Annotated in this window: 21 protein-coding genes; 15 read left to right on the forward strand and 6 right to left on the reverse strand. The window is 67.4% G+C overall.

The features are described from left to right. Positions 1-3: 3 nt before the first annotated feature. From AC3WQR_RS02020 to AC3WQR_RS02050, 7 genes are all read left to right on the forward strand, one after another. On the forward strand, positions 4-1,203 hold the full coding sequence (locus AC3WQR_RS02020) for an acetyl-CoA C-acyltransferase (protein ID WP_062471086.1): 1,200 nt from the start codon (positions 4-6) through the stop codon (positions 1,201-1,203). Between the two features lie 56 nt (positions 1,204-1,259). Then, positions 1,260-2,165: an alpha/beta hydrolase family protein gene (locus AC3WQR_RS02025; RefSeq protein WP_492741003.1), complete on the forward strand. Its 906-nt coding sequence runs from the start codon at positions 1,260-1,262 to the stop codon at positions 2,163-2,165. Between the two features lie 32 nt (positions 2,166-2,197). Beyond that, positions 2,198-3,037: an acyl-CoA thioesterase gene (locus AC3WQR_RS02030; protein WP_492741004.1), complete on the forward strand. Its 840-nt coding sequence runs from the start codon at positions 2,198-2,200 to the stop codon at positions 3,035-3,037. Positions 3,038-3,042: 5 nt separating this feature from the next. Beyond that, positions 3,043-3,789, forward strand: a complete 747-nt coding sequence (locus tag AC3WQR_RS02035; RefSeq protein ID WP_095949525.1) for an SDR family oxidoreductase — start codon at positions 3,043-3,045, stop codon at positions 3,787-3,789. Between the two features lie 55 nt (positions 3,790-3,844). After that, positions 3,845-4,438: a 2-hydroxychromene-2-carboxylate isomerase gene (locus AC3WQR_RS02040; protein ID WP_492741005.1), complete on the forward strand. Its 594-nt coding sequence runs from the start codon at positions 3,845-3,847 to the stop codon at positions 4,436-4,438. A 39-nt stretch (positions 4,439-4,477) separates the two neighbouring features. Beyond that, positions 4,478-5,242 carry an enoyl-CoA hydratase gene (locus tag AC3WQR_RS02045; RefSeq protein ID WP_070060210.1) on the forward strand — a complete coding sequence of 255 codons (765 nt, stop codon included), beginning with the start codon at positions 4,478-4,480 and terminating at the stop codon, positions 5,240-5,242. A 195-nt stretch (positions 5,243-5,437) separates the two neighbouring features. Further along, on the forward strand, positions 5,438-6,556 hold the full coding sequence (locus AC3WQR_RS02050; RefSeq protein ID WP_139701560.1) for an ABC transporter substrate-binding protein: 1,119 nt from the start codon (positions 5,438-5,440) through the stop codon (positions 6,554-6,556). Between the two features lie 7 nt (positions 6,557-6,563). Here AC3WQR_RS02050 and AC3WQR_RS02055 read toward each other — a convergent pair whose 3' ends face one another. Next, complete coding sequence (locus AC3WQR_RS02055) at positions 6,564-7,007, reverse strand: acyl-CoA thioesterase (RefSeq protein ID WP_070060209.1); 444 nt, start codon at positions 7,005-7,007, stop codon at positions 6,564-6,566. Positions 7,008-7,049: 42 nt separating this feature from the next. Between AC3WQR_RS02055 and AC3WQR_RS02060 the strand changes: the two genes are divergently transcribed. Next, positions 7,050-8,885 (forward strand): ABCB family ABC transporter ATP-binding protein/permease, encoded by a 1,836-nt coding sequence (locus AC3WQR_RS02060; RefSeq protein ID WP_492741006.1) that lies wholly within the window; start codon positions 7,050-7,052, stop codon positions 8,883-8,885. 49 nt (positions 8,886-8,934) lie between these two features. Then, a complete protein-coding gene (locus tag AC3WQR_RS02065) occupies positions 8,935-9,873 on the forward strand; it encodes a 2-hydroxyacid dehydrogenase (RefSeq protein ID WP_492741007.1) in 939 nt (312 codons plus the stop codon). A 10-nt stretch (positions 9,874-9,883) separates the two neighbouring features. Here AC3WQR_RS02065 and AC3WQR_RS02070 read toward each other — a convergent pair whose 3' ends face one another. Continuing rightward, entirely contained in the window at positions 9,884-11,326 is a 1,443-nt protein-coding gene (locus tag AC3WQR_RS02070) for an amidase (protein ID WP_492741008.1), read from the reverse strand. A 61-nt stretch (positions 11,327-11,387) separates the two neighbouring features. Here AC3WQR_RS02070 and AC3WQR_RS02075 point away from each other — a divergent pair, with 61 nt between their 5' ends. The 5 genes from AC3WQR_RS02075 (at position 11,388) to AC3WQR_RS02095 (ending at position 15,963) form a co-directional block, all read left to right on the forward strand. Continuing rightward, positions 11,388-12,377 carry a LysR substrate-binding domain-containing protein gene (locus AC3WQR_RS02075; protein ID WP_062471061.1) on the forward strand — a complete coding sequence of 330 codons (990 nt, stop codon included), beginning with the start codon at positions 11,388-11,390 and terminating at the stop codon, positions 12,375-12,377. 385 nt (positions 12,378-12,762) lie between these two features. After that, the gene (locus AC3WQR_RS02080; protein WP_062471058.1) at positions 12,763-13,662 is read left to right on the forward strand and encodes an amino acid ABC transporter substrate-binding protein; all 900 of its coding nucleotides are present in this window, start codon (positions 12,763-12,765) and stop codon (positions 13,660-13,662) included. Between the two features lie 96 nt (positions 13,663-13,758). After that, positions 13,759-14,490 carry an amino acid ABC transporter permease gene (locus AC3WQR_RS02085; RefSeq protein ID WP_062471055.1) on the forward strand — a complete coding sequence of 244 codons (732 nt, stop codon included), beginning with the start codon at positions 13,759-13,761 and terminating at the stop codon, positions 14,488-14,490. A 1-nt stretch (position 14,491) separates the two neighbouring features. Beyond that, on the forward strand, positions 14,492-15,181 hold the full coding sequence (locus AC3WQR_RS02090; protein ID WP_062471052.1) for an amino acid ABC transporter permease: 690 nt from the start codon (positions 14,492-14,494) through the stop codon (positions 15,179-15,181). A 44-nt stretch (positions 15,182-15,225) separates the two neighbouring features. After that, positions 15,226-15,963, forward strand: coding sequence for an amino acid ABC transporter ATP-binding protein (locus tag AC3WQR_RS02095; RefSeq protein WP_056576214.1), 738 nt, complete (start codon positions 15,226-15,228; stop codon positions 15,961-15,963). Positions 15,964-16,035: 72 nt separating this feature from the next. Here the strand turns inward: AC3WQR_RS02095 and AC3WQR_RS02100 are convergent, their stop codons facing one another. From AC3WQR_RS02100 to AC3WQR_RS02115, 4 genes are read right to left on the reverse strand one after another with little or no spacing between them, the layout of a single operon-like run. Then, positions 16,036-16,974 carry a nucleoside hydrolase gene (locus tag AC3WQR_RS02100; protein WP_492741009.1) on the reverse strand — a complete coding sequence of 313 codons (939 nt, stop codon included), beginning with the start codon at positions 16,972-16,974 and terminating at the stop codon, positions 16,036-16,038. A 46-nt stretch (positions 16,975-17,020) separates the two neighbouring features. Continuing rightward, positions 17,021-18,058, reverse strand: coding sequence for a DctP family TRAP transporter solute-binding subunit (locus AC3WQR_RS02105; RefSeq protein WP_062471046.1), 1,038 nt, complete (start codon positions 18,056-18,058; stop codon positions 17,021-17,023). 40 nt (positions 18,059-18,098) lie between these two features. Continuing rightward, positions 18,099-19,397, reverse strand: coding sequence for a TRAP transporter large permease (locus AC3WQR_RS02110; RefSeq protein WP_307635951.1), 1,299 nt, complete (start codon positions 19,395-19,397; stop codon positions 18,099-18,101). Beyond that, a complete protein-coding gene (locus tag AC3WQR_RS02115) occupies positions 19,394-19,978 on the reverse strand; it encodes a TRAP transporter small permease (RefSeq protein ID WP_139701448.1) in 585 nt (194 codons plus the stop codon). The genes AC3WQR_RS02110 and AC3WQR_RS02115 overlap by 4 nt, the downstream gene beginning before the upstream one ends. 595 nt (positions 19,979-20,573) lie before the next feature. On the opposite strand from AC3WQR_RS02115, the gene AC3WQR_RS02120 reads away from it, so the two are divergent. Continuing rightward, complete coding sequence (locus AC3WQR_RS02120; RefSeq protein WP_447741001.1) at positions 20,574-21,056, forward strand: GreA/GreB family elongation factor; 483 nt, start codon at positions 20,574-20,576, stop codon at positions 21,054-21,056. Positions 21,057-21,062 lie beyond the last annotated feature (6 nt).

The following is a 21,062-nucleotide window of genomic DNA, read 5'->3' on the forward strand; positions in this document are numbered from 1 at the left end:
TTCATGAGCAAGCAAGTACAAGACGCCTACATCGTCTCCGCCACCCGCACGCCCATCGGCAAGTCGCACCGCGGCTACTTCCGCAACTACCGCCCCGACGACCTGCTCGCGACCACGCTGAAGGCGGCACTCGCGGCAGTTCCCGGCCTCGATCCGAAGGCCATCGAAGACATCATCTGCGGCTGTGCGATTCCCGAATCGCAGCAGGGCCTGAACGTCGCGCGCATCGGCGCGGTCCTGGCCGGCCTGCCCACCAGCATCGGCGGCATCACCGTGAACCGCTTCTGCGCCTCGGGCCTGTCGGCCGTGCAGATGGCGGCGGACCGCATCCGCGTCGGCGAAGCCGACGTGATGATCGCGGCCGGCGTCGAGAGCATGAGCATGGTGCCGATGATGGGCAACTCGCCCTCGCTGTCGCCCTCGATTTTCGAGCGCGAAGGCGACGTGGGCATTGCCTACGGCATGGGCCTCACGGCCGAGAAGGTCGCGCAGCAGTGGAAGGTGAGCCGCGAGGCGCAGGACGCGTTCGCGCTGGCCTCGCACCAGAAGGCACTGGCCGCGCAGGCCGCCGGCAAGTTCGCCGACGAGATCACGCCGATCGAAGTGACCGACCGCACACCGAACCTGGAAACCGGCGAGTCGATCGCCAAGACCCGCACCGTGAGCCTGGACGAAGGCGCGCGCCCCGACACCAGCATCGAAGGCCTGGCCAAGCTGCGCACCGTGTTCGCCGCGCGCGGCACCGTGACGGCCGGCAACAGCTCGCAGACCTCCGACGGCGCGGGCGCGCTGATCCTGGCGAGCGAGAAGGCCATCAAGCAGTACGGCCTCACGCCGCTCGCACGCTTCGTGAGCTTCGCCAGCAAGGGCGTGCCGCCGCACATCATGGGCATCGGCCCGATCGAGGCGATTCCGGCCGCGCTGCGCTATGCAGGCCTGAAGCACGAAGACATCGACTGGTTCGAACTCAACGAAGCCTTCGCCGCGCAATCGCTCGCGGTGATGAACACGCTGGGGCTCGATCCGTCGAAGGTCAACCCGATGGGCGGCGCCATTGCACTGGGCCACCCGCTGGGCGCGACCGGCGCGATCCGCGCGGCCACCGTGGTGCACGCGCTGCGCCGCGAGAAGCTGAAGTACGGCATGGTCACGATGTGCGTGGGCATGGGCCAGGGCGCAGCGGGCATTTTTGAACGCGTCTGATCCGTCCGACCCCGGGACGCCCTAGCAAGGGGCCGCAGAACGAAGGAGACCACGGAATGCAAGCCCTGCAACTGCCGGTCGACGCCGGCGCCCACGTGGCGCTGCGCCGCTACGACCCCGCCGGCGCCCCGCGCGCCAGCATCGTCATCGGCGGTGCGATGGGCGTGCGCCAGTCGTTCTACGAGCCCTTCGCGCACTGGCTCGCGGGGCAGGGCCTGCGGGTCTGGACCTTCGACTACCGCGGCAGCGGCGACTCGCTCGGCGATGCGCCGCTGCGCGGTTTCCAGGCCGACCTGTTCGACTGGGCGCGCGACTACGAGGCGGTGATCGACGCCGCGAAGGTCGCGCTGCCCGACGAACCTCTGTACCTGCTGGGCCACAGCCTCGGCGCGCAGCTGCCGGGCTTCCTGCAGCGGCCCGGGCAGGTCGACGGCCTCGTGAGCATCGCGGCCGGCAGCGGCTACTGGCGCGAGAACGCGCCGAAGCTGCGGCGCAGCATCCTGTATTTCTGGTTCGTGCTGGTGCCGCTGGCGACGCGCCTGTGGGGCTACTTTCCGGGCCGCAAGCTGAAGAAGGTCGGCGACCTGCCGCGCGGCGTGATCCTGCAATGGCGCCGCTGGTGCCTGAACCCGCGCTACAGCGTGGGCGCCGAAGGCGAGCCCGCGCTGCAAAGCTATGCGCGCGTGCGCTTCCCGGTGCTCGCGCTTTCGATGACCGACGACGAACTGATGACGCATGCGGGCACGCGCAGCCTCGTGAGTTTTTATGCAGGCGCGCCGAGCGCGGTCGAGCGCATCGCGCCGGCCGACGTGCAGGCGCGGCGCATCGGCCACTTCGGTTTCTTCCGCGAGCAATTCAGCCAGAGCCTGTGGCCGAGCACGCTCGACAAGCTGCATCGGCTCGCGGCACTGACCGCGCCTGCGGCAGTGCAGCACGCCAACGTCCCGCACACGACTGCGTGACGTCATCCTCCGCAGGCACACTGGCGATCACCATGAGCAGCACGACCCCACACCCCCTCGACAAAGCCCTGGCCCTGCACCACAGCGACATCCGCGTGGGGCACTTCACGGGCACCACGAGTCCCGACTACTGGAACATGGTCGGCCCGTTCGGCGGCACCACCGCGGCGCTCGCGCTGCAGGCGGTGCTCAAGCACCCCGACCTGCTCGGCACGCCCATCGCGCTGACCGTCAACTACGCGGCCGCGCTTGGCGAAGGCGCGTTCGACATCCAGGCCACCGCCGTGCGCACCAACCGCTCGACGCAGCACTGGACGGTGACGATCACGCAGCCCGGCGCCGACGGCACGGCGAACATGACGACCACCGCCACCGTGGTCACGGCCGCGCGCCGCGACACGTGGAGCCAGGCCGACCTCACCATGCCCGAGGCGCCCAAGCCCGAGGCGGTCGATCGCATCCGCATCGGCCCGTCGGGCGTGGCCTGGCTCGAGCAGTACGAGATGCGTCCCTTCAGCGGCGGCATTCCCGCCAAGTGGGACGGCAGCCTGCAGCACAGTGAAACCCGTCTGTGGGTGCGCGACGCGCAGGCACGCCCGCTCGACTTCGCCTCGCTCGCCGCATTGAGCGACGTGTTCTACCCGCGCGTGTGGCTGCGCCGCGCCGCGCACGTGCCCGCGGGCACGGTGTCGATCACCACCTACTTCCACGTCGGCGCCGCCGAGCTGGCCGAGGTCGGCACGGGCTACCTGCTGGGCTGCGCGGCGGGGCAGCAGTTCTTCAACGGCTTCTTCGACCAGAAGGCGCAGCTGTGGAGCGAGAAGGGCGCGTTGCTCGCCACCTCGAACCAGATCGTCTACTACAAGGAATGAACGTCATGGCGCTCACCAAGGCTGCATTGATCGTCGGTGCGGGCGACGCCACCGGCGGCGCCATCGCCCGCCGCTTCGCGCGCGAAGGCTACGCCACCTGCGTCACGCGGCGCAGCCTCGACAAGCTGCAGCCGCTGGTGGCGCAGATCGAGGCCGACGGCGGCCGGGCCCACGCCTTCGCCTGCGATGCACGCAAGGAAGAAGAAGTGGTGGCGCTCATCGAGCAGATCGAATCGACCGTCGGGCCGATCGAGGTGATGGTGTTCAACATCGGCGCGAACGTGCCCGAGAGCATCCTCACCGAGACCGCGCGCAAGTACTTCAAGGTGTGGGAGATGGCCTGCTTCTCGGGCTTCCTCAACGGCCGCGAAGTGGCCAAGCGCATGGTGGCGCGCGAGATGCCCGCAGGCGGCCATCGCGGCACGATCATCTTCACGGGCGCGACGGCCTCGCTGCGCGGCGCGGCCAACTTCGGTGCCTTCTCGGGCGCCAAGATGGCCCTGCGCGCGTTGGCCCAATCGATGGCGCGCGAGCTGGGGCCGCAGGGCATCCACGTCGCGCATGTCGTGGTCGACGGCGCCATCGACACCGAGTTCATCCGCAGCAACTTCCCCGAGCGCTATGCGCTGAAGGACAGCGACGGCATCCTGAACCCGGACCACATCGCCGACAGCTACTGGATGCTGCATGCGCAGCCGCGCGATGCGTGGACGCACGAGCTGGACCTGCGCCCCTGGTCCGAGAAGTTCTGACCGACGCCGCGCTTCGCGTCGCATCGCGGCGCACAGACCCAAGGAGACGACACCCATGACGAAATCCGTCGCGTTCTATTTCGACGTCGGCAGCCCCGCCGCCTACCTGGCCGCCACGCAGCTGCCGCACGTGTGCGCCGACACCAGTGCCGAGCTGGTCTGGAAGCCCATGCTGCTGGGCGGCGTGTTCCAGGCCACGGGCAACCATTCGCCCGCCGAGATCAAGGCCAAGGGCCCGTACCTCACGACCGACCTGCAGCGCTTCGCCAGGCGCTACGGCGTGCCCTTCGTGCACAACCCGCACTTCCCGATCAACACGCTGCTGCTGATGCGCGGCGCCACCGGCGTGCAGATGAAGATGCCCGAACGCTTCGGTGCCTACATCGACGCGGTGTTCCATGCCATGTGGGTCGAGCCGAAGAACCTCAACGACCCCGCGACCGTCGGCGCCGTCTTGCAAAATGCAGGCTTCGACGCCGCGGGCCTGCTCGCGCTGGCCGGCGCGCAGGAAGTGAAAGACCGCCTCAAGGCGGTCACGCAGGAGGCGGTGGAGCGCGGCGTGTTCGGCGCCCCCACCATGTTCGTCGGCGACCAGATGTTCTGGGGCCAGGACCGCCTCGATTTCGTCCGCGAAGCCATCGACGCTTGAGCGCGTCGCCCCCCGTTTTACCTACCCAAGGATCTTTCCATGAGCGACATCCTCGTCCACACCGAAGCCGGCGTGATGACCATCACCTTCAACCGCGTCGACAAGAAGAACTCGATCACCAGCAGCATGTACGCCGCGCTGGCCGACGCGCTCGCCACGGCCGAGAGCGAAGCGGCCGTGCGCTGCGTGCTCATCCAGGGCGACCCGACGATCTTCAGCGCCGGCAACGACATCGGCGACTTCCTCAACGGCCCGGCCTCCACGCAGGAGTCGCCGGTGTTCCGCTTCCTGCGCGGCATCGCCACCTTCCCCAAGCCCATCGTCGCCGCCGTGTGCGGCCCGGCCGTGGGCATCGGCACCACGATGCTGTTCCACTGCGACCTCGTCTACGCAGGCGACAACGCGGCGTTCTCGATGCCCTTCGTCAACCTGGGCCTGTGCCCCGAGGCCGCGTCGAGCCTGCTGGTGCCGCAGATGCTGGGCTACCACCGCGCCGCCGAAGCCCTGCTGCTGGGCGAGCCCTTCATGGCCGAGGCCGCGCTCGAAGTGGGCCTGGTCAACCGCGTGGTGCCGCCGACCGAAGCCAATGGCATCGCCCAGACGCAGGCGCGCAAGCTCGCGGCCAAGCCGCTGAGCGCGCTGATCGAGACCAAGCGCCTGCTGAAGAAGGCGCAGATGCCCGCCGTGCTCGAGCGCATGGGCGAAGAAGGCGCGAGCTTCGGCCGCATGCTGCGCGAGCCTGCTGCCAAGGAAGCCTTCGGTGCGTTCATGGAGAAGCGCAAGCCCGATTTCTCGAAGGTCTAAGCCTTCCGTGGACTTGCCTGCGGACGGTGCCTGCGTACACTGTTCCTCGTGCCTGCTCCAGACATCAACCCGCCCACAGCGCCCGCCACACGGGCGATGCGTGCTACTGAAAAAGTAGCATTCGGGCCGACGCGCCGGCATGCTTTGGGCTTACTCGCGGGCTCGCTCGCGGCGCCCTCGCTGGTGCTGGCGCGCGTGCGGCCGTTGCGCATCGGGGTCATCGGCTCGTGGTCGGGGCCCTATGCGGGCGGCGGGCGCCAGTTCGACGCCGGCATGGCGGTCTGGCTGGCCGACCACAAGCAGCAGATCGCAGGCCGACCGGTCGAGCTGCTGCGCCGCGACGTGCCCGGCAGCGCGCCCGAACAGGCACGGCGCCAGGCGCAGGACCTCATCGAGAGCGAGCGCGTCGACCTGCTCACGGGGCTGGACTTCAGCTCCAACGCCTACGCCGTCGGTACCGTTGCCACGCAGGCGCGCGTGCCGACCGTGATCATGAACGCCGCCTCCTCGGGCATCCCCGGGCGCTCGCCGTTCATGGTGCGGGTGTCGTTCACCATCGCGCAGGTCACGGCGCCGCTGGCGCGCTGGGCGCTGCAGCAGGGGCTGCGCGACGTGTGCACCGTGGTGGCCGACTACGCCTCGGGCGTCGACGCCGAAAGCGCCTTCGTCTCCGGCATCACCGCGGGCGGCGGGCGCGTGGGCGCGATGCTGCGCGTGCCGCTGAACACGCTCGACTACTCGGCCTACATGCTGCGCCTGCGCGAGCTGAAGCCGCAGGCCGTGTTCTTCTTCCTGCCCTCGGGCCAGATGCCGGCTATCTTCCTGAAGTTCTGGCGCGACCGCGGCATGGCCGACACCGGCATCCGCCTGCTCGCGACGGGCGACGCCACCGACGACCACTACCTGGACGGCATCGGCGAACTGGCCGAGGGGCTGGTCACCAGCCACCACTATTCCTTCGCCCACGAGTCGCCGGCCAACCGGCGTTTCGCGGGCGCCTTCGAGACCGAGTACGGCAGCCACCTGCGCCCGGGCTACTTCGCCGTGGCGGCGCACGACGGGCTCGCGGCCATCGACGCCGCGCTGAGCGCGCCGGGCGCGCGCGGCGGCAAGGCGGGCGCCGAGCGGCTGGTGGATGCGTTCCGCGGCCTGCGGCTGGACAGCCCGCGCGGGCCGGTCGAGATCGACGCCCACACGCGCGACGTGGTGCAGTCGGTCTATATCCGCCGCGTGGAGCGGCGCGACGCGCGCTGGATCAACCGCGAGTTCGAGTGCTTCGAGCGCGTGCGCGACGCCGGCATGGGCGTCGCCTGAAGGCGGCTCAGGCCGCCGGCTGTTCGATCGGGCGGGGGCGGCCGTTGTCGTCGATGGCCACGTAGGTGAAGGTGGCCTGCGTCACCTTGATGTACTCACCCTGGGCGCGGAAGCGCTCGGCGAACACCTCGACCGTCACCGTGATGGAGGTGCGGCCCACACGCACCAGCTTCGAATAGAACGAGAGGATGTCGCCCAGCCGCACCGGCTGCTTGAAGATGAACTCGTTGACCGCCACGGTGGCCTGGCGCCCCTTGGCGTAGCGCGCCGGGATCACCGAGCCGGCCAGGTCGCACTGCGCCATGACCCAGCCGCCGAAGATGTCGCCGTTGGCGTTGCAGTCGGCCGGCATCGGGATGACCTTGAGCACCAGCTCCATGTCGGTGGGCAGGCTCTTGAGGGTGGCGGCGGCGGCCGCTGCGGCGGAAGCGGCACTGGAAGGGGAGGACATGGGCACAATCTGAAGCAACAACAACACCCACGATTGTCCCCCATGCGCCGAAGCGGCGAAGCCCTTTCCTCCTCTCCCCATGCGCCCGGCGGCCACCCGCCCGCGCGCTCCGACCGTTCCGACTGGGCGACCCTGCGCCGCCTGTTTCCCTACCTCTGGCAGTACAAGTGGCGGGTGATCGCCGCGCTCGGCTTCATGATCGCGGCCAAGGTGGCGAACGTGGGCGTGCCGGTGCTGCTCAAGAACCTCGTCGACACGATGACGCCCAAGCCCGACATGGCGCAGGCGCTGCTCGTCGTGCCGATGGCGCTGCTCGTGGCCTACGGGCTGCTGCGCTTTTCGACCTCGCTCTTCAACGAGCTGCGCGAGCTGATCTTCGCCAAGGCCACCGAGGGCGCGGCGCGCAGCATTGCGCTGCAGGTGTTCGGCCACCTGCATGCGCTGAGCCTGCGCTTTCACCTGGAGCGCCAGACCGGCGGCATGACGCGCGACATCGAGCGCGGCACGCGCGGCGTGCATTCGCTCATTTCGATGTCGCTGTACAGCATCGTGCCCACCATCATCGAGCTGGCGCTGGTGCTCACCATATTGGGCGTGAAGTTCGATGCGCTGTTCGTGTGGATCACGGGCGCGGCGCTGGTGCTGTACATCACCTTCACCGTGACGGTGACCGAGTGGCGCACGCAGTTTCGCAAGACCATGAACGAGCTCGACTCGATGGCGCAAAGCCGCGCGGTCGATTCGCTCCTGAACTACGAAACGGTCAAGTACTTCAACAACGAAGACTTCGAGGCGAAGCGCTACGACGCCAGCCTCGACCGCTACCGCAAGGCCGCCATCAAGAGCCAGCGCACGCTGAGCATGCTCAACACCGGCCAGCAGCTGCTGATCGCCGTGAGCCTGGTGCTGATGCTGTGGCGCGCCACCTCGGGCGTGGTCGAAGGGCGCATGACGCTGGGCGACCTGGTGATGGTCAACGCCTTCATGATTCAGCTCTACATTCCGCTCAACTTTTTGGGCGTGATCTACCGCGAGATCAAGCAGAGCCTGACCGACCTGGACAAGATGTTCGTGCTGATGGAAAAGGAGCGCGAGGTGCGCGACGCGCCCGGTGCGCAGCCGCTGGCGGGCACCGACTCGACCATCCGCTTCGAGGATGTGAGCTTCGCCTACGAGCCCGACCGCCCGATCCTCAAGCACGTGAGCTTCGAGATTCCTTCCGGCAAGACGGTGGCCGTGGTCGGCCCGTCGGGCTCGGGCAAGTCGACGCTGGCGCGCCTCTTGTACCGCTTCTACGACGTGCAGCAGGGCCGCATCACCATCGGCGGCGAAGACATCCGCGCCGTGCAGCAGGCCAGCGTGCGCCGCGCCATCGGCATCGTGCCGCAGGACACGGTGCTGTTCAACGACACGGTCGAATACAACATCGCCTACGGCCGCCCCGGCGCCACGCGCGACGAGGTCGAAGGGGCGGCGCGCGCCGCGCGCATCCACGACTTCATCGCCGCCACGCCCAAGGGCTACGAGACGACGGTGGGCGAGCGCGGCCTGAAGCTCTCGGGCGGCGAGAAGCAGCGCGTGGCCATCGCGCGCACGCTGCTGAAGAACCCGCCGATCGTGATCTTCGACGAGGCCACCTCGGCGCTCGACTCGGCCAACGAACGCGCGATCCAGTCGGAGCTGCGCAGCGCCGCGCAGGGCAAGACCACGCTGGTCATCGCGCACCGCCTCTCGACCGTGGTCGAGGCGCACGAGATCCTGGTGCTCGAATCGGGCGTGATCGTCGAGCGCGGCACGCACGCCGATCTGCTCGCGCAGCAGGGCCGCTATGCGCAGATGTGGGCTTTGCAGAAGAGCGAAGCAGTGCCGATGCTCTAGCCCGATCATTCACCCCTTCTTTCTTTTCACCGACCCCAGGAGTTCAGACGTGTCGACCAAGATTCCCCTGCTGGTGCTCAACAGCCTCTCGAGCGCCCACCAGGCCCAGATTGCCGAGGTCTACGACATGACCTACGCCTTCGGCGATGCGCAGCGCGCCGCCGCCATCGCCGAGCACGGTAGCAAGTTCCGCGCGGTGCTGACCATCGGCGTCATCGGCCTCACGCCCGCCGAGATCGACGCCATGCCGGCGCTCGAACTGGTCTGCTGCATGGGCGCGGGCTACGAAGGCGTGCCGCTCGAGGTCACGCGGGCACGCGGCATCGCCACCGCCAACGGCGCGGGCACCAACGACGACTGCGTGGCCGACCACGCCTTCGGCCTGCTCATCAGCATCGTGCGCGAGTTCCGCACGCTCGACCGCCTGTGCCGCGAAGGCGTGTGGCGCGAAGCCATTCCGCAGCCGCCGAACGTGTCGGGCAAGAAGCTCGGCATCCTGGGGCTGGGCACCATCGGCCAGAAGATCGCCAAGCGCGCCGCCGCCTTCGACATGGCCATCGGCTATCACAACCGCAAGCCGCGCGAAGGCGCCACGCACCGCTACTTCGACGACCTGAAGTCGCTCGCCACCTGGGCCGACTTCCTGGTGCTGGCCGCGCCGGGCGGGCCGGCCACGAAGCACCTGGTTAACGCCGAGGTGCTCGACGCGCTGGGGCCGCAGGGTTACCTCGTGAGCATCGGCCGCGGCAGCGTGGTCGACACCGAGGCGCTGGCGAAGGCGCTGCGCGAGCGCCGCATCGCGGGCGCGGGCCTGGACGTGTACGAGAGCGAACCCAAGCGCCCCGAGCCGCTCGTCGGCCTGGACAACGTGCTGCTCACGCCGCACATGGCGGGCTGGTCGCCCGAGGCCACGCAGAAGTCGGTGGACCACTTCCTCGCGAACGCCGAAGGGCACTTCGCGGGGCGCGGCGTGCTCACGCCGATCTGATCAGAACCGATCAGGACAAGGCCGGCGGGCGCCGCGCCGCCCAGCCGCAGGCCTGGTCGTAGGCATGGCCCAGCCGCAGCACGTCGAGGTCGGCATGGATCGGCCCGGCCAGCTGCAGCCCCATCGGCAGCCCGCCGTCGCCGAAGCCCGCGCGCACATTGAGCGTGGGCAGGCCGGCCAGCGTGAAGGGCGTGACGATCTCCATCCAGCGGTGGTAGGTGTCGCTCTTCACGCCGTTCACCTCGGCCGGCCAGTGCAGCTCGGCGTCGAACGGGAACACCTGCGCGGTCGGCGCGACCACGAAGTCGAAGCGTTCGAAGAGCTTCAGGAACGCGCGGTACACGTTCGACCGGTAGTGCGAGGCCTGGTACAGCGAGGCGGCGTCCAGGTGCCGGCTTTGCTCGATCTCCCATTGCGCCTCGGGCTTGAGCTGCGCGAACAGCTTCGGGTCGCTCAGGTAGGCGCCGAGTTTGCCGCCCACCAGCAGTTGCCTCAATCGCAGCCAGGCGCTCCAGTTGTGCTCGCGCGGCACGTCCAGCGTGCAGGGCTCGACCTCGCAGCCGATGGTGCGGAAGGTGTCGAGCGCCAGCTCGCCGAGTTCGCGCACGCCCGGCGCCAGCGGCAGCTCCGGCCAGATGCTGCCGAGCCAGCCGATGCGCAGGCCGCGCCCGTCGCCGTCCAGCTGCAGGTCGTCGGGCGAGGGCAGGGCGTGCGGTGACGACAGCGGCACGCGCGTGTCGAAACCCGCCTGCACGGCCAGCAGCCGGGCCGTGTCTTCCACCGTGCGGCCCATCGGACCCTCGCAGCCCAGCTGCTGGAAGAAGAGCTCCTGCTCCGGGTCGCCGGGCACGCGACCGCGCGAGGGCCGCAGGCCGATCACGTTGTTGAAGGCGGCGGGGTTGCGCAGCGATCCCATCATGTCGCTGCCGTCGGCCACGGGCAGCATGCCCAGGGCCAGCGCCACGGCCGCGCCGCCGCTGCTGCCGCCCGCGCTGCGATCGGGCGCGTAGGCGTTGCGCGTGATGCCGAACACCGTGTTGTAGGTGTGCGAGCCGAGCCCGAATTCGGGCGTGTTGGTCTTGCCGATGACCACGGCGCCGGCCGCGCGCATGCGCGCCACATGCAGGCTGTCGGTGCGCGCGGGCGAGCGCGGCGACAGCGGCGAGCCCATCGAGGTCGGCAGGCCGGCGGCGTGGCTCAGGTCTTTCACGGCCAGCGGAAAGCCGTGCATCCAGCCGCGCCGTTCGCCGCGCGCCAGCTCGGCGTCGCGTTCGTCGGCCTCGGCCAGCAACTGGGCGGGGTCGCGCAGGGAGACGATGGCGTTGAAGCGCGGGTTGAGCGCGTCGATGCGGGCGAGCGACGCCTGCATCACCTCGCGGCAGGACACGTCGCGGGCCGCGATCTTGCGCGAAAGTTCGGTGGCGCTGAGCTCAGGCAGGTCGTCGAAAGGCATGGCGCATGCGGGAAAAGGAGGGGGCGCCCAGTATGGCGCGGCGCTCGCATAATCGCCGCGTATGGAAACAAAGTGGCTCGAAGACTTCATCAGCTTGGCGGAAACCCGCAGCTTCAGCCGCTCGGCCCAGTTGAGGCACGTGACGCAGCCGGCGTTCTCGCGGCGCATCCAGGCGCTCGAGGGATGGGCCGGCACCGACCTGGTCGACCGCAGCTCCTACCCCACGCGCCTCACGCCCGCGGGCCAGACGCTCTACAGCCAGGCCATCGAGATGCTGCAGTCGCTGCAGAGCACGCGCGCCATGCTGCGCGGCCACTCGGCCGCCGGCCAGGACGTGATCGAGATCGCCGTGCCGCACACGCTGGCCTTCACCTTCTTTCCCTCGTGGGTCACCAGCCTGCGCGAGCACTTCGGGCCGATCAAGAGCCGGCTGATCGCGCTCAACGTGCATGACGCGGTGCTGCGGCTGGTCGAAGGCAGCTGCGACCTGCTCATTGCCTACCACCACCCCTCGCAGCCGCTGCAGCTGGACGCCACCAAGTACGAGATGGTCAGCCTGGGCGAGGAAACCGTCGCCCCCTGGGTCAAGGCCGATGCCGAGGGCGCGCCGCGCTACCGGCTGCCGGGCCGACCGGGCCAGCCGCTGCCCTACCTGGGCTATGCGCCGGGCGCCTACCTGGGGCGCGTGGTCGACCAGTTGCTGAAAGAGTCGGGCACCGCCATCCACCTCGACCGCGTCTACGAGACCGACATGGCCGAAGGCCTGAAGGTGATGGCGCTCGAAGGCCACGGCATCGCCTTCCTGCCGCAGAGCGCGGTGCGCAAGGAGATCAAGGCGCGCAAGCTGGTGAGTGCGCTGCCGCCCGAGATCGACAGCCTCGAGGCCAAGATGGAGATCCGCGCCTACCGCGAGCGGCCCACCGCGCCGGTCCCGGTGAAGGGCGGCGCCGGCCGCTCGGCGGCCCGGGCCGGGCTGTCCGAAAGCCTGCAGCCCAAGCGCACGGCCGACGCCCTGTGGTCCTACCTGGTCGGAACCCAGCCGCCGCAATGAGCGGGCGAGTGTGAATGGTTGTGAATTTGTGCGCTGCACAATCTATAAGCACCACGCATACGACCCCCCCGCAATCAGCATTGGCGGCCCGGCCACGGCGCCACTACAGTCGCGGCAGTTTTTTTCGGCCGTTGCACGCCGGGGATCGCCGGTCGCTGCTTGCGCCACGCACAGCCGCCCGAATGCCGGGCACAAAGGCTGCTTAGTGAAAGTCGGACAATGCGAAATGTCTGGATTGCACCAGGCTGGCGCCCCGATGGGCGCGGCCGGTGCGAGGCGGGCGGCGATGCCCGTGGAATGCACCGGGTTGGTCCGGGTATCCCGCAAAATGCGAGTGTCTAGAATTTCGTTCTATTTGTTTCAGTCACCCTCAGGAGCTTTTCGTATGAAAAAACAAGTATTGGCATTGGCTGTCGCAGCGCTCGCCACCAGCGGCGCCTTTGCACAGGCCAATGACACCCTGGCCAAGATCAAGGCCTCGGGCACCATCACCGAAGGCGTGCGTGAGTCCTCCGGCCTTTCGTACACGCTCGGCAATGGCCAGTACACCGGCTTCCATTACGACGTCTGCGCCAACATCATCAAGGACCTGGAGAAGGCCGCCGGCAAGAAGCTCGAAGTCAAGTACCAGCCCGTGACTTCGCAGAACCGCATCCCCCTCGTGCAGAACGGCACCGTGGACATCGAGTGCGGCTCCACCACCAACAACGCCACCCGCCAGAAGGACGTGGCTTTCGGCGTGACCACCTACGTCGAAGAAACCAAGATCGTCGTCAAGGCCAACTCGGGCATCAACTCGCTGGCCGACCTGAAGGACAAGACGGTCGCCACCACCACCGGCACCACGCCGCTGCAGACCGTGCGCAAGCAAAAGCGCGCCGAGAACCTGACCTTCAAGGAGGTCTACGGCAAGGACCACTCCGACAGCTTCCTGCTGCTGGAAACCGGCCGTGCCGACGCCTTCGTGATGGACGGCTCGATCCTGGCTGCCCTGGCCGCCAAGTCGAAGTCGCCCAAGGACTACAAGATCCTGAACGACGTGCTGGCCGTGGAGCCCATCGCCATCATGATCCGCAAGGACGACCCGGCCTTCAAGAAGGCCGTGGACGACAGCATCAAGGCCCAGGCCAAGTCGGGCGAACTCGCCAAGCTGTATGACAAGTGGTTCCTCAAGCCGATTCCCCCGGCCAACGTGACCATCAACCTGCCGCTGGGCGAAGCCACCAAGAACGCGTGGGCCAACCCGAACGACAAGCCGGCCGAAGAGTACGTCACCAAGGAATAAGCGCGCGTCGCTGCGTGAATGGACGCCCACCTTTCGCGGTGGGCGTTTCTTTTCAAGGGACGGTTTTTCGAAAAGAAGCTGAAGGAGTAAACACACATGGGAAACTGGGATTGGCAGGTCTTCCTGCAAGACCCCGGGGGGGAATATCCGAGCTACCTGCAATGGATGCTCTCGGCCTGGGGCTGGACGGTGTCGGTCGCGCTGCTGGCGCTGATCGTCGCGCTGGTGCTGGGCTCGCTGATCGGCATCATCCGCACGCTGCCCGACAGTCCGTGGCTGGTGCGCTTCGGCAATGCATGGGTGGAGCTCTTTCGCAACATCCCGCTGCTGGTGCAGATCTTCCTCTGGTACCACGTGATTCCGGCGCTCATCCCCGTGATGAAGGGCGTGCCGAGCTTCATCCTCGTGGTGCTGGCACTGGGCTTCTTCACTTCGGCGCGTATCGCCGAGCAGGTGCGCTCCGGCATCCAGGCGCTGCCCAAGGGCCAGCGTTACGCGGGCATGGCGGTGGGTTTCACCACGCCGCAGTACTACCGCTACGTGATCCTGCCGATGGCGTACCGCATCATCATCCCGCCGCTCACGAGCGAGACGATGAACATCTTCAAGAACTCGTCCGTCGCGTTCGCCGTGTCGGTCACCGAACTCACCATGTTCGCCATGCAGGCGCAGGAAGAAACCTCGCGCGGCATCGAGGTCTACCTGGCGGTGACGGCGTGCTACGTGGTGTCGGCCCTGGCCATCAACCGGCTCATGGCGTTCATCGAGAAGAAGACCCGCGTGCCGGGCTTCATCGTCTCGGCCAGCGCTGGTGGCGGAGGACACTGACATGATGAATCTCGACCTGTCCTTCTACAACTGGGACGTCATCAGCAACTTCGTCATCAAGGGCTTCTACTTCAGCATCATGCTGACGGTGGTGGCCACCATTGGTGGCGTGATCTTCGGCACGATCCTGGCGCTCATGCGCCTGTCGGGCAAGAAGTGGCTCGATGCGCCCGCGGCCCTGTACGTCAACGGCATGCGAAGCATCCCGCTGGTGATGGTGATCCTGTGGTTCTTCCTGCTGGTGCCAGCGTCGTTCTATTCGATGTTCGGTTCGCTCGGCTCGAACTACCGCTCCGAAATCTCGGCGGTGATCACCTTCGTGGCGTTCGAGGCGGCCTACTTCTCCGAGATCATGCGCGCCGGCATCCAGTCGATCCCGCGCGGCCAGGTGAACGCGGGCCAGGCGGTGGGCATGACCTACGGCCAGAACATGCGCCTCGTGGTGCTGCCGCAGGCCTTCCGCAACATGCTGCCGGTGCTGCTCACGCAGACCATCATCCTGTTCCAGGACACCTCGCTGGTCTACGCCATCGGTGCCTACGACATGCTCAAGGGCTTCGAAACGGCCGGCAAGAACTTCGGTCGTCCGATCGAGGCCTACCTGCTGGCGGCGGTCGTGTACTTCGCCATGTGCTACGCCCTTTCCTGGCTGGTGAAACGCCTGCACAAGAAAATCGCCATCATTCGCTGATTGAGTGGCTGAACTGAACCGGAGAGAAACAAATGTCCGAAAAAATGATTGAAATCAAGAACGTCTCCAAGTGGTACGGCCCGGTGCAGGTGCTCAACGACTGCTCGGTGAACATCTCCAAGGGCGACGTGGTGGTGGTGTGCGGCCCGTCGGGTTCCGGCAAGTCCACGCTCATCAAGACCGTGAACGCGCTCGAGCCCTTCCAGAAGGGCGAGATCACCGTCAACGGCATTCCGCTGCACGACCCCAAGACCAACCTGCCCAAGCTGCGCTCCAAGGTCGGCATGGTGTTCCAGCACTTCGAGCTGTTCCCGCACCTGTCGGTGACCGAGAACCTCACGATCGCGCAGATCAAGGTGCTGGGCCGCACGCCCGACGAAGCCAAGACCCGCGGCCTGAAGATGCTCGACCGCGTGGGCCTCATGGCGCACAAGGACAAGTTCCCGGGCCAGCTGTCGGGCGGCCAGCAGCAACGCGTGGCGATCGCCCGTGCGCTGAGCATGGACCCGATCGTGATGCTGTTCGACGAACCCACCTCGGCGCTCGACCCCGAGATGGTCGGCGAAGTGCTCGACGTGATGGTGAGCCTGGCCAAGGAAGGCATGACCATGATGGTGGTCACGCACGAAATGGCTTTCGCCCGCAAGGTTGCGAGCCGCGTGATCTTCATCGACGTGGGCGGCAAGATTCTCGAAGACTGCCCGAAGGACGAGTTCTTCAATCACCCGGAAAACCGTCAGCCGCGCACCAAGGACTTCCTCAACAAGATCCTGCAGCACTGATTCGCTGCCGCACCCAAACAAAAAGCCACGCTGTCCGCAGCGTGGCTTTTTTCATGGGGCTTGATCTGAGGCTCAGGGCAGCCGCGCGATGTGCTCCGTCAGCAGGTCGAAGAACCCCTGCGCATCGCCATCGATGACCCACTGCACGTTGGCCGGCTGCTTCAGGCTGCCGTGCCAGTCGGCCACGGTCTGGCCGAAGCCCATGCCCTCGCGGCTGTCGACTTCGACGTGGATGCGGCGGCCCTGGAACAGGTCGGGCCGCAGCAGGTAGGCCGTCACGGTGGCGTCGTGCACCGGGCCGCCGGGCATGTCGTAGTGGGCCATCTCCTGCGGCGCGTAGGCGTCGAGGATGTCGGCGACGATCGCGCCGGCGCGGTTGCCCAGCTGGCGCAGCCGCGCGATGCGCGCGTCGCTCGTGAGGATCTTGTGCGTCACGTCCAGCGGCAGCATGGTGATCGGCACGCCGCTTTTCAGCACCGCCTCGGCCGCATGCGGGTCGGCGAACACGTTGAACTCCGCCACCGGCGTGATGTTGCCGCCGTTGAAATGCGCGCCGGCCATGAGCACCAGCTCGCGCAGGCCGCGCACGATGTCGGGCGCCTGTTCGAGGGCCAGTGCGAGGTTGGTCTGCGGGCCGAGCATCGCGAGCGTCACGCTGTGCTCGGGCGCGGCGCGCAGCGTGCGCACGAGATAGTCGACGGCATGGCCTTCGGCCAGCGGCACGGCGGGCTCGTGCACGGCCACGCCCGTGAGGCCTTCGCGGCCGTGGATGTTGGCGGCGTAGATGGGCGTGCGCTGCAGGGGCCGTTCGGCGCCCGCGTAGACCGGAAGTTCCGGCCGTCCGGCCCATTCGCAGGCCAGGCGCGCGTTGCGCGAGGTCTTGGCCAGGGGAACATTGCCCGCCACCGTGGTCAGCGCCTGAATCGCCAGCGATTCGGGCGCCGCCAGGGCGAACAGCAGCGCGATCACGTCGTCCGCGCCGGGGTCCGTGTCGATGATCAGGGTGTGCATGGCGACATTGTCATGCCGCCCCCGATCCACGGCGATGCGCGGCTGCTTACTTCGCGCGCGCGGCGATGGCCTTCTCGGCCTTGGCCACCAGGTCGACGCCGACGGTCGACTTCCACTTGTCGTACACCGGGCGCGTGGCCTTCACGAAGGCGTCGCGCTCGGCCGGCGTGAGGTTGGTCACCGTCACGCCCATGGCCGCGATGTCCTTCAGCACCGGCTTGTCGGCTTCGACCAGGCCCTTGCGTGCGATGGCGATTTCCTGCTTGCCGGCGTCGAGCGCCGCCTGGCGCACGATGGCCTGGTCGGCCGGCGTCCACGAGGCCCAGATTTCCTTGTTCACGACGAACACCAGCGGGTCGGCCACGTAGCCCCAGGTGGTGACGAACTTCTGGCCCACCGTGTGCATCTTGAGCACGGTGAACAGGAACAGCGGGTTCTCCTGGCCGTCGACCGCGCCGCTGGCGAGCGCGGGCTGTGCGTCGGCCCAGCTCATCTGCGTGGGGTTGGCGCCCAGCGCGGTGAGCATGTCGGAGTAGATGGGCGAGCCCACCACGCGGATCTTCATGCCCTTGATGTCGGCCGGCGACTTGATCGGCTTCTTCGAGTTGGTGATTTCGCGGAAGCCGTTCTCGCCCCAGGCGAGCGGCACCACGCCGGCCTTGTCGAGCGTCTTGAACATGTCCTTGCCCACCTCGCCCTGCGTGAGCGCGTCGATGGCCGCGTAGTCGGGCATCAGGAAGGGCATGGAGAACAGGTTGAGCTGCTTCACTTGCGGCGACCAGTTGATGGTCGAGCCCACGGCCATGTCGATCACGCCCTGGCGCAGCGCGCTGAACTCGCGCGTCTGGTCGCCTTGAATGAGCGACACGCCCGGGTACAGCTTGATGTTGATGCGGCCCTGGGTGCGCTCCTTCACGAGGTCGGCCCAGATCTTCCCGGCCTGGCCCCACGGCGTGGGCGGGCCCAGCACCAGCGACATCTTGTACTCGGGCTTGTAGGTGGCCTGCGCCATCGCGCCGGTCGAGAACAGGCCGAGCGTGGCGGCGACGGCGGCAAGGCCCAGCAGGGTGCGGCGGAATTTCATGAGAGAGGTCTCCTCTTGGTCTGTCGATGGATCGAAAAAATCAGTAGCCCAGCTTGCGCGGCAGCCAGAGCGCGAGTTCGGGGAAGGCGATCACCAGCACCATCACCACGAACATCGAGAACAGCATCCAGCCCACCCACTGCACGGTTTCTTCCATGCGCACCTTGGCGATGCGGCACGAGACCATGAGGTTGACCGCCAGCGGCGGCGTGAACTGGCCCAGCGCCACCTTCAGCGTGAGGATCACGCCGAACCACACCGGGTCCCACTTGTAGTGCTGCACGATGGGCAGCAACAGCGGCACGAAGATCAGGAAGATCGACACGCCGTCCAGGAACATGCCCACGGTGATCAGCAGCAGGATCAGGAGCGCCAGGATGCCGTACTCGCCCAGCCCCGAATTCACGATGGCGCGCGTGACCGGATCGATGACGCCCAGCGTCGAGAGCGAGTACGCGAAGATGCCCGCCAGCGACACCACCAGCAGGATCACCGCCGACAGCTCGCCCGACTCGCGCAAGATCACGAACAGGTCGCGCACCTTGATCGTCCGGTGGATGCACATGCCCACGAACAGGCCGTAGAACACCGCCACCACGGCCGCCTCGGTGGGCGTGAACCAGCCCGCGCGCATGCCGCCCAGAATGAGCACCGGCGCCGCCAGGCCCCAGATCGCTTCGCGAAAGCTCTTCCAGAACGGCGGGCGCGGCAGCGTCGATTCGAGCGCGCCCATCTTGTGCTTGCGCGCCAGCCACACGGCCGGAATCATCAGCGCCAGGCCGGCCATCACGCCGGGGATCATGCCGGCCGCGAACAGCGCCGGCACCGAGGCGCCGGGCACCAGCACCGAGTACACGATGAACGCGACCGACGGCGGAATCAGGATGTCGGTGGCCGCCGCGGCGCCCACCACGCTGGCCGAGTACGCGGCCGGATAGCCGGCGCGGCTCATGGCCGCGATCATCACCGCGCCCACGGCGGCGGCGTTGGCCGGGCCCGAGCCCGAGATGCCGCCCAGGAACATGGCCACCGCAATCGCCACCAGCGGCAGCATGCCGGGGCCGCGGCCCACGATGGCGATGGCGAAGTTGACCAGGCGCAGCGCCACGCCCGAGCGGTCGAAGATGGAGCCCACCAGCACGAACATCGGAATCGCCAGCAGTGGGTACTTGCCCAGGCCGGCGTAGAAGTTCTGCGGCACGGCCAGCAGGCCGAACCACTGGGCGTCGGCGTTGGCCAGCGCAATGCAGGCGGCGCCCGCCAGTCCGAGCGCGGCGCCGATGGGCACGCCCACCAGCATCATGAGCACGAAGGCGACGAAGAGCAGGGTGGCGATCACTTGGCGTCGCCCTTCTTGCTGTCGCTGTCGTCAGACTTGTAGTTGGTCTTGCGGCCACGGCGCACCATGAGGCCGATGGCGCGCCCCGCGATCGCGAAGGACACGATGGGCAGCCAGATCGAATACCACCAGGCGGGCAGGCCGATGCCGGGCGTGGTTTCCTCGAAGCGGTAGTCGTCCCAGACCATGCGGATGCTGAGCGCGCCGATCAGCGCGAACAGGATGGCGATCATCAGCGCGCCGAACTGGGCCAGACGCTTGCGCCGCGCCATGGAGCCGCTTTCCGAGAAGTACTCGATGCGGATGTGCCGGTCGCGCGCCACGGCGGCCGAGCCGGCCACCAGCGCCAGCATGATCATGAGGAACACCGAGAACTCTTCCGTCCACGCGAAGGACGAGTCGGTGAAGTAGCGCACGATGACGTTGGCAAACGTGATGAGCGCCAGCGCGCCCATGATGAGGACCGTGAGCCAGTCTTCGATGGCGAGGGGAACCTTGGTGGGTTCGTCGGCGGCTTCGATGTCGGGGGGGAGGGGACTGGCGGCGTCCAGCGTGGGGCCGGACTCGGGAGGAGTTGTCATCGCAGGAAAGGGCAGCTGAGGCAGGCGCCAGGTCACCGGGCGGACGCCGGGACGCGATCCGTACACCTTGACAGGCGAGCAGCGCTCGATGCTAGGGGGTCAATGACCATTCATATATCGGGGGTTTCCTTAGCTGTCGCGGTGCGTTGACGGCTTTGGTCGGGGGCCTTCGGGGTGCGTGCACAGGACACCGGGTACTCCCCTCCGCGAATGTCCCCCGCCTTCGGCTCCTCCTTGATTTCGCTGCGGGGAGCACCCGGCGCCCTGTGCACGATGACTGCGGCTGTGGGGTTGGCGGTTCGACCGCTGTGGTGGATTGCAGATGGATGTGCGGGGCGTACCACTGAGCTTTCGTGAGAGGCGAGCGGTGGGCAGGCTGAGGTCCGAAGGACCGGTGTCGGTCGCGGTCGACTTTGGTATGACTGCGTTCAATGTTCGCGTCAGACTGCGCGCTGCCTTTCAGTTACGACGTCTGACCGTCGCCTTCAGATCCATAGCTGAAGTTAACCTGCAGCCCACAGAAGCGTCGAAGGCTTCTGGAGCCCTTCATAATCAAAATCTGCCCCCCGCTTGTTTGAGATACCGACCTTTCGTCATGGATAAATTCTTGCTGCAACAGCAGGTGCTGGAACGGCTCGCCGAAGACCTGCTGCAAGCCGAACAGGCAGTGCGGGCAGCCCATGAAACGGCGACTCACGAAGAGAACATCGCCGAAAACAAATACGACACATTGGGACTCGAAGCCGCCTACCTGGCCACCGGCCAAGCTCGGCGCGCCGAAGCCATACGCCAGGCGATGGCCAATTGGCGCCAATTCCGCCCGCGCCCCTACGACGCCAGCATAGGAATACGGCTCGGCGCACTGGTCTGCCTGGTCGATTCCGACGACAAGCAGCAACAGCTCTTTCTCGGCCCGGATGGGGGCAGCATGACGTTGGTCAGCGGCACTCAGCTTGTTCAGGTCATCAGCGGCGAAGCCCCTTTGGGTAGGGCAATGCTGGGCAAATGCGAGGGTGATGAGGTGTCGATACAGGTCGCTCCAATCCGACAGCAGTTTGAGGTGCTGCGGGTTCTTTAAGCCGCG

This window comes from Variovorax sp. FW305-3-2-15-B-LB1 (assembly GCF_058787635.1).

What these genes read in the sequence shown, in the direction of transcription:
- AC3WQR_RS02080 (WP_062471058.1), top strand. Translation starts at nt 12,763, where the DNA reads ATGAAAAAACAAGTATTGGCATTGGCTGTCGCAGCGCTCGCCACCAGC.
- AC3WQR_RS02025 (WP_492741003.1), top strand. Translation starts at nt 1,260, where the DNA reads ATGCAAGCCCTGCAACTGCCGGTCGACGCCGGCGCCCACGTGGCGCTG.
- AC3WQR_RS02085 (WP_062471055.1), top strand. Translation starts at nt 13,759, where the DNA reads ATGGGAAACTGGGATTGGCAGGTCTTCCTGCAAGACCCCGGGGGGGAA.
- AC3WQR_RS02075 (WP_062471061.1), top strand. Translation starts at nt 11,388, where the DNA reads ATGGAAACAAAGTGGCTCGAAGACTTCATCAGCTTGGCGGAAACCCGC.
- AC3WQR_RS02115 (WP_139701448.1), bottom strand. Translation starts at nt 19,978, where the DNA reads ATGACAACTCCTCCCGAGTCCGGCCCCACGCTGGACGCCGCCAGTCCC.
- AC3WQR_RS02020 (WP_062471086.1), top strand. Translation starts at nt 4, where the DNA reads ATGAGCAAGCAAGTACAAGACGCCTACATCGTCTCCGCCACCCGCACG.
- AC3WQR_RS02055 (WP_070060209.1), bottom strand. Translation starts at nt 7,007, where the DNA reads ATGTCCTCCCCTTCCAGTGCCGCTTCCGCCGCAGCGGCCGCCGCCGCC.
- AC3WQR_RS02105 (WP_062471046.1), bottom strand. Translation starts at nt 18,058, where the DNA reads ATGAAATTCCGCCGCACCCTGCTGGGCCTTGCCGCCGTCGCCGCCACG.
- AC3WQR_RS02095 (WP_056576214.1), top strand. Translation starts at nt 15,226, where the DNA reads ATGATTGAAATCAAGAACGTCTCCAAGTGGTACGGCCCGGTGCAGGTG.
- AC3WQR_RS02045 (WP_070060210.1), top strand. Translation starts at nt 4,478, where the DNA reads ATGAGCGACATCCTCGTCCACACCGAAGCCGGCGTGATGACCATCACC.
- AC3WQR_RS02090 (WP_062471052.1), top strand. Translation starts at nt 14,492, where the DNA reads ATGATGAATCTCGACCTGTCCTTCTACAACTGGGACGTCATCAGCAAC.
- AC3WQR_RS02120 (WP_447741001.1), top strand. Translation starts at nt 20,574, where the DNA reads ATGGATAAATTCTTGCTGCAACAGCAGGTGCTGGAACGGCTCGCCGAA.
- AC3WQR_RS02060 (WP_492741006.1), top strand. Translation starts at nt 7,050, where the DNA reads ATGCGCCGAAGCGGCGAAGCCCTTTCCTCCTCTCCCCATGCGCCCGGC.
- AC3WQR_RS02070 (WP_492741008.1), bottom strand. Translation starts at nt 11,326, where the DNA reads ATGCCTTTCGACGACCTGCCTGAGCTCAGCGCCACCGAACTTTCGCGC.
- AC3WQR_RS02035 (WP_095949525.1), top strand. Translation starts at nt 3,043, where the DNA reads ATGGCGCTCACCAAGGCTGCATTGATCGTCGGTGCGGGCGACGCCACC.
- AC3WQR_RS02040 (WP_492741005.1), top strand. Translation starts at nt 3,845, where the DNA reads ATGACGAAATCCGTCGCGTTCTATTTCGACGTCGGCAGCCCCGCCGCC.
- AC3WQR_RS02100 (WP_492741009.1), bottom strand. Translation starts at nt 16,974, where the DNA reads ATGCACACCCTGATCATCGACACGGACCCCGGCGCGGACGACGTGATC.
- AC3WQR_RS02030 (WP_492741004.1), top strand. Translation starts at nt 2,198, where the DNA reads ATGAGCAGCACGACCCCACACCCCCTCGACAAAGCCCTGGCCCTGCAC.